This window comes from Sulfurimonas sp. ST-27 (assembly GCF_048081595.1).
Classification (GTDB): domain Bacteria; phylum Campylobacterota; class Campylobacteria; order Campylobacterales; family Sulfurimonadaceae; genus Sulfurimonas; species Sulfurimonas hydrogeniphila.
This window is the reverse complement of record NZ_CP182226.1, coordinates 707,263-714,317: the sequence shown is the minus strand read 5'-3', so window position 1 is coordinate 714,317 and position 7,055 is coordinate 707,263. Positions and strand designations below refer to the sequence as shown.

The following is a 7,055-nucleotide window of genomic DNA, read 5'->3' as shown; positions in this document are numbered from 1 at the left end:
ACTGTATAGTTATCTATTACTATTAAGGGAACCATACAGGCAAGCCTGTATGGATTTCAAAATAGAATAGACGGTTGTTGTTTATTAGTTATTTCTAAGTAATTTATCTCTTTAACTCTAAAGTTAAAAAGTCTCTTACTTGCTTAGTTTTCAATGATCTCAAACATTTTTAAAAGCTTCTACTCGAAGTCTCTTCAGGCCTTTTAAACAAGGTCTCTCTGTTTGTGGATGGGAATTATAGGGGAGTATTGCTTAGAGACTGCTTAATCTTTGGTGGGTTTTTTAAAAAGTTTTTGAAGTTTTTTATTTGTTACTTTTTATAGAAGTTTGTTGGCAGCTAAGACTCTATAATCCAGCCGCCGCCTATAAGTTTATCATCATCATAAAATACCGCGGCCTGTCCGACTGCAACACCGAATACACTCTCTTCGAGTTTCAGATAGGCTACATCTGCTTCTATTTTTACATGGCACTTGACTGCTTTAGTTCTGTAACGCAGTTTCACTGTTGTGTCAAACTCTTTTCTGTCATCAAACATATTGAGATTATTGAGTTTCACATCATAACATGCCAGATCTTCTTTTTTCCCGACAACTATTTGATTTTTTTTCGGATTAATACTCAGTACAAAATGAGGATCATGGGCACCATATACTGTAAAGCCTTTACGCTTTCCAATCGTATAGTGCATATATCCCTTATGTTCACCTATAACATTGCCATTTTGATCAAGAACTTCTCCCGGCTGATCAACCTGAACATAGTCTTTTAAAAGGTCCGTATATGTTGTTTCCACAAAACAGATTTCACTTGATTCTGCCTGAGATGAAAATGATTCCAATCCTTTTATGGATGCAGCCAACGCTTTTATATCTTTTTTATGTCTTTCACCTAATGGAAATTTTAATCTTGGTAGAATTTCTCTGTTAATATAAAAAAGAAAATAACTTTGATCTTTTGTATCATCATCTGCAGAGTAGAGATACTTTCCATCTGTTTTAATATAATGTCCGGTTGCCAAATACTCTGCACCGATTTCATCAGCGAATTTTATCATTTCACCAAACTTAAGATTTCTGTTGCACAGGGCACACGGATTTGGAGTTTTTCCTTCAGCGTATGTATCAATAAACGGTTGAAATACTTTTTCATTAAATGTTTTTTGTAAATCCAGTACATGCAATTTAATACCGACAAAGTCAGCAGCTTTTTGTGCACGTGCCTGGTGAATTTCATGATATCCGGGTTTTGAATGAAGTTTCATATATAATCCTTCAACTTCATACCCTTGCTCTTTTAACAATAAAGAAGTAATTGTTGAATCAACCCCTCCACTCATTCCTACTAAAACTTTTTCTTTCATTATATCCTCAAACTTTCTTATTAACCTTTAAGCTGTGTTAATCTTTCTTTTTTCGTGCCTATCGTTGTTACTTGTATTCCAAAGTTACCATCTACAATAACTACTTCACCCTGTGCTATCACATGATTATCTACCAAAATATCCAACGGATCATTTGCCAGTTGGTTCAATTCAATAACCGAGCCGATATCCATATTCAGTACATCTTTTAGCAACATTCTTTTTTTCCCGATTCTTACCTTTACAGGAAGTTTTACATCCATAATAAGAGCAATGTTTTTCATCTCTTCACTGCTCAAGGTAATATCTTCTTCACAATTTGATATTACATGTTCCGAAGTATCGGCACTGCTCGCATGGTCATGTGCATTTACTGTTTCTTCTGAAGATTCTGCTGGAAACAGGACATTTTTTAATTTTTCATCTATAATAAACATCAGTAATGAATGCACGGATTCCAGGTTAAACTTATATACATACATTCTGCTGAAAGCTTCGAGACTTACTTCATCATTATCGCCGACCAATTCTATATTTTCAATACTGAAAGACAAAACAGGCAACTCTTTTTGAGCAGAAAGCGTATTTGCAATAGCACCAAAAATATTTGATACTATCTCTTTTGTAGCATCCATATCGTCTTCGCTTACATCTTCTCTCTCACTGGCTTCTTCACCCATCATCATATCTGAAAGTGATGCTGCCAGATTTGGTGGTAACGCTACCATTGCCTCTGCATCCACATCTCCGCTTACCTTGATTTTTACCAAAACAATTGGCGGAACAATGTTTGAAATGATGCTTAATTCCTGTTCTTCTTTTAACTCTAAAGTTGGAGCAGTTCCAATAAGTGCTTCAATAGTACCAACTGTTTCATCTTCAAATAGTTTTATAAAGTCACTCATTTTTTACTCCTCATATTTGTTTTCAAATTCCGTTTCACCTTCATGAATTATATCTTTAACCCCGGAAATTTTTTCGTGTCTTTGTTTTTCTAAATTCTCAAGTGCACGCTTGACGGTATCTTTTTCTGTTTCAATAATCTCTGTAATACTAATTGATTTTCTGAACCTCCGCAGTCCTATTTCACCACGAAATCTCTCTTTTCCATCTACTGCAACAGTCACAATGTCATCTGCAGCACTTGAGAGCCTGATTACATCACCGATTTTCAATTCAAGTATATCATGCATAGTTAAATCTGCATCACCCAAATTTGCTTCTACATTTACTTTTGCCCCACCGAGAAGAACCTTCAGCTCCATATTTCTGCTTTTTTTAGAACTTGTTTCGTTTAACATTAAATCACGGCTTGCAAGTTTTGGCAAAACAGGTTCCAATGAGATAACAGGATAGCATATATTCATCATACCGGAACTGTGCCCTATGATGATTTCCATTACCACCATAACAACAATTTCGTTTTGTGCAACAATTTGAACGACATTCGGAGAAGATTCTTTGGATTCTATTGCCGGATAAATTTCCATAACAGGAGCCCATGCCTCTTTTAGCGTGCTCATCATAACACGAAGTATTGTTTCAAACAGGCTGAGTTCTATATCTGAAAATTCCCGACTTGCATCGAAAGGTTCTCCTTTTCCTCCAAGCAATCTGTCAAGCATAGGAAAAGCAATGGAAGGATTGATTTCTATAATGCCGCTTCCCTCAAGAGGCTTCACCGAAAATACATTAAAACTTGTAGGGTTTGGCAAACTCATCAAAAATTCACCATAGGTCATCTGATCAACAGAGTGAAGCTGTATTTCAACAATAGAACGCATAATTGAAGATATCTGAGAAGCCAGACTTCTGGCCATTTTGTCATGAACACCGCGAAATGCACGAAGCTGCTCTTTTGAAACCCTGTTTGGACGTTTAAAATCATAGAGAGTTACCTGCCGTTGAGGCAAAAGAGCATCTTCATCACTCTCTAAGACATTTTCACCTTCATCTTCAACAACATCCAAAAGCGCATCGATTTCTTCCTGTGATAGTATATCTGCCATGTTATGCTCCTATACTCTCTTTAATTTTTTGGATTACAGACTTGTGAATTTGTGAGATACGGGACTCAGTTATATCTAAAATATCACTAATTTCTTTTAAAGTCAACTCTTCAAAGTAGTATAGCTGAATTATCATCTGTTCTCTCTCTTTATAAGAGGAAAGAACTTTTTTTATTACGCCAATCAACTCTTCTTTTTCAATTTGAACAAGCGCTGCACCCTCATCACCAATTTGCAACTGATCATGCAGAGGCATGACTGTATAAATATTTGAAGCGATGCGTGCTTCATGAACTTTTTCAATACTTTCGCCCAGTATATCTGCCAGTTCTTCATCACTCGGTTCTTCGTCATGTGTCAGCATATATTCCTGAACTGCATAATCTATAGCTTTTACAAGTTTACGGCTGGCACGGCTTAAAATATCCAGACTTCTCAAATAGTCAAGCATTGCACCATAAACTCTTTTTTTTGCATAGCCCCAAAAAGAGTCATTGAGCTTTTCATCATATCGCCTTGCCAGTTTTATAAGTTCTTCTGTCCCGATTGCTGAAAGATCACTAAAATCCACCGAACTTGGAAGCCGCTCTTTGAGCCGAAAAGCCATTGCTTTTACGGCAGGAAGATATTGCAGTGCCAGTTCATCTTCTTTGTGTTTGAGATCTTGAAGGTAGGCATTTTTTGTCATAATTTTTGTCCGGCTACATCTTCAGAGTTCATTTTGACAGCAATATCTGTAATTTTACACGCTGAGTCTATCAGTTTTTCTCTTTTGTTTATCTCTTTTACAAAAACATCTAGTTCTGTTTCATGGGTTTCTTTTGGAAAATTATAGGCTTTAACCGTTATCGTTCTGTAATAAAGTGCAACAATTACATGTGAAAAAAGATAAAAAAAGATGGTAATAAAAAATGTATAAAGTAATAACCCTTCAGCATCAAAAGATTTTAACAACCCAAAGATTATTCCTACAAAAAACCCTTGAACAGTAAAAAAATAAACAAAGTTTTCACCAAACATAACTACCCCAAATAAGACTTAAAAATGATCCATTAATCTTTTAAACAGACCTGACAATCCACTTTCATTGGATGTAACCAGCACATTTCGTTCCAGCTTTTGTGTAATTTTACGCACAATTGCATCTATGTCTTTGCTCGGCTGTGATGCAGGATAAAGCATTCTAAAAAGTGCACGCTGCTTTACGGATGTTGAGACTTTTGCATCAGCATTCATTTTCCCAATCAACTGCAAATCCAGTTTTTCACCTATATTTGCCTTGGCAACTTTTTTAATTTTTTCAAAAACACCAAAAGCCTCTTTTTCATTTTTCACCTGATTCATTATCATAAATACATCATTTCTGAGTGTCGCAATTGTTTTAATCGTTGCATATGCATCGGTAATTGCTGCAGGATCGGGAACGGTTACAACAATTACATCATCTGCCGCATTTAAAAACATTTGAATATGCTCTCCAATCCCGGCTCCCGTATCTATAATCATTACATCAAGTTTGTTCAAAACCTGTGCTTCTTGCATAAATCTGTCAAACAGTGCCATATCGGAATATTTTAATATTTCATCACCACTCTCACCAGGAATAAGAATAAGATTACGGGTAATAGGAATTAAAATATCGCTAACCGTCGCCTCACCTTTGAGTACATGTAAAATGTTTTTTTTGATTTTTACATTAAACATAACATCCAGATTGGCCAGTCCTATATCTGCATCAAATATTCCCACATTCAAACCCTGCTGAGACAACGCATAGGCAAGGTTTGAACTTATAGTACTTTTGCCTACCCCGCCTTTACCGCTTGTAATTGCGATAAAACGTGTTTTTTTTGATTTTTTCTTTTGGGAATTTGAAGCAACCAGTTCTTCAAGCTTTTGCGCCTGATTCCCAATCATACCTTACTCCTGTTAAATCCGTTCAAAAGACACTCAATTAAAAAATCACTGCTCGCACATACTAAATCTTCCGGTACTTCCTGACCTACAGAAAAATAACTTATCGGTTTTTTTGTTTCATAAGCCAGCGAAAAAATATTTCCAAAACCCATTGTCTCATCCAGCTTTGTAAACATCAGTGTATCTACGCCCAGTGTTGAAAAGCTGTCATAGGTCACTTTTAAGTCTTCATATTTAATTGAACTTGGCATTACCAGTACTACATCCACATTGTATTGCGTGTTGTTTGCATTCAGACACTCATATATTTTTTCAATTTTCACTCTGTCATAAGGACTCGATCCCATTGTATCAATCAATATATAATCACAATATTTGAGAGATTCCAGAGCGCTTGAGAACTCTGGAGGGTCAACAACTGTTTCAATTCCAAGTTTCATCATTCGTGCATACTGCATCAACTGCTCGACTGCCCCTATACGATAGGTGTCAAGCACAACCAGTCCGACTTTGTACTTTTTTTCCATTAAAAAAGAGTATCTGGCAGCAAGTTTGGCAATAGAAGTTGTCTTTCCCACACCTGTTGGTCCGACAAGCATAATAACTTTTTTCGCACCTATATTAGGCAGTGTTTCTCTTCGGATAGGAACCATTTTTCGAAGTATTGTTTGAAAATACCTTTTTACGGTGGAAGAGTTTTCTCGCATTTTCAACGGCATATGTTCCAAAGTAACCTGCATAAGAGTATCCAGATGTTCCCTGTTCATTCCGCTTTGTGAGGCAAGACGATAAATTTCAGAAAATTCCGACGGAATTTGACTTGAAAGATTTGGTGACTTTTCATCCCAAAACATATTTTGAATAATTTTTACCTTATCTGTCAGTTTATTGATTTCAGACTTTATCTCTTTTAGCTCTTTGGGTTCAACAGAAGCAGCTGTTTGTTGCAACGGTGAAGGCTGATATAGGTTCTCCAAAGGATCGGTCACATTTGAAATTTTAGAAATTTGTTGTGCCGCATTGGAAATATCAAAAAGTATTTCCCGACTCTCTTCTTTGAGCGGTTGCTGTTTGGAAAGCGGTTTTTTTGTTTTTTTATAAGTAGCCGGAATCATTTCTTCATCTATACCGATTACTATCTCATAGAGGGCTTCTCTGCCTAAAGCTTTTTTTTGAATCTCTTTGGTTTCAATGAGCATCCCCTCATCCCCAATTTCCATTTTTGCTTTTTTGAGTGCCTCTGACGGACTGCGCCCGGTAAATGTCAATATTTTCATCTACCAACACCTGACAAAGGTATCATTACACTTTCTCTTTGCGTATAAAAAGGATGTGGCACAATTAAATCTTGTGTATGTATTGTACGGTTATCAAAAAATATAATATCCAAATCTAGCGTCCTTGGTGCATTTTCAAAAGTTCTTTTTCTGCCAAATTTTTTTTCCAATCCCAGTAAATAGCGTAAAAAAACTCTTGGCTGCATTGAAGTTTTTAAAACAAGTATTGAGTTGAAAAAATCATCCTGGTCTGTATAGCCAAAAGGAGGATTTTTTAAAATCAATGATGTTTTTACTACTGATACTCTTTTGTCTTTTTGCAACACCACAAGAAGATGTTCAAATCTTCGACGTACATCTCCGACATTTCCACCAATACCTACAACAGTTTCATATCTATGCCGACTTTTGCCACGGGCAGTATAAGGGAAATGCAAGTTGTAAAAAGAGGTCAATCTTTTGTTTATCTTGCATTTTCTGTACATGTAA

8 protein-coding genes are annotated in these 7,055 nt (G+C 36.1%); all 8 read right to left on the bottom strand.

Going from position 1 to position 7,055, the window contains the following annotated elements; all coding sequences use genetic code 11:
* Nucleotides 1-337: 337 nt before the first annotated feature.
* The 8 genes from mnmA to folK are packed head-to-tail and all read right to left on the bottom strand — an operon-like array spanning nt 338 to nt 7,051.
* The gene (gene mnmA, locus ACM66U_RS03840; RefSeq protein WP_418641175.1) at nt 338-1,363 is read right to left on the bottom strand and encodes a tRNA 2-thiouridine(34) synthase MnmA; all 1,026 of its coding nucleotides are present in this window, start codon (nt 1,361-1,363) and stop codon (nt 338-340) included.
* Between the two features lie 20 nt (nt 1,364-1,383).
* Nucleotides 1,384-2,268 (bottom strand): flagellar motor switch protein FliY, encoded by an 885-nt coding sequence (gene fliY, locus ACM66U_RS03835; RefSeq protein ID WP_418641174.1) that lies wholly within the window; start codon nt 2,266-2,268, stop codon nt 1,384-1,386.
* A 3-nt stretch (nt 2,269-2,271) separates the two neighbouring features.
* Nucleotides 2,272-3,372, bottom strand: a complete 1,101-nt coding sequence (gene fliM, locus ACM66U_RS03830) for a flagellar motor switch protein FliM (protein WP_151900775.1) — start codon at nt 3,370-3,372, stop codon at nt 2,272-2,274.
* Nucleotide 3,373: 1 nt separating this feature from the next.
* Nucleotides 3,374-4,060, bottom strand: coding sequence for an RNA polymerase sigma factor FliA (locus ACM66U_RS03825; protein ID WP_151900776.1), 687 nt, complete (start codon nt 4,058-4,060; stop codon nt 3,374-3,376).
* Nucleotides 4,057-4,392: a hypothetical protein gene (locus tag ACM66U_RS03820; protein ID WP_151900777.1), complete on the bottom strand. Its 336-nt coding sequence runs from the start codon at nt 4,390-4,392 to the stop codon at nt 4,057-4,059. Before ACM66U_RS03820 ends, ACM66U_RS03825 begins: the two co-directional genes overlap by 4 nt.
* Before the next feature lie 18 nt (nt 4,393-4,410).
* Nucleotides 4,411-5,289 (bottom strand): MinD/ParA family protein, encoded by an 879-nt coding sequence (locus ACM66U_RS03815; protein ID WP_151900778.1) that lies wholly within the window; start codon nt 5,287-5,289, stop codon nt 4,411-4,413.
* On the bottom strand, nt 5,286-6,566 hold the full coding sequence (flhF, locus tag ACM66U_RS03810) for a flagellar biosynthesis protein FlhF (protein WP_151900779.1): 1,281 nt from the start codon (nt 6,564-6,566) through the stop codon (nt 5,286-5,288). Before flhF ends, ACM66U_RS03815 begins: the two co-directional genes overlap by 4 nt.
* On the bottom strand, nt 6,563-7,051 hold the full coding sequence (folK, locus tag ACM66U_RS03805) for a 2-amino-4-hydroxy-6-hydroxymethyldihydropteridine diphosphokinase (protein WP_418641173.1): 489 nt from the start codon (nt 7,049-7,051) through the stop codon (nt 6,563-6,565). Before folK ends, flhF begins: the two co-directional genes overlap by 4 nt.
* Nucleotides 7,052-7,055: the final 4 nt, after the last annotated feature.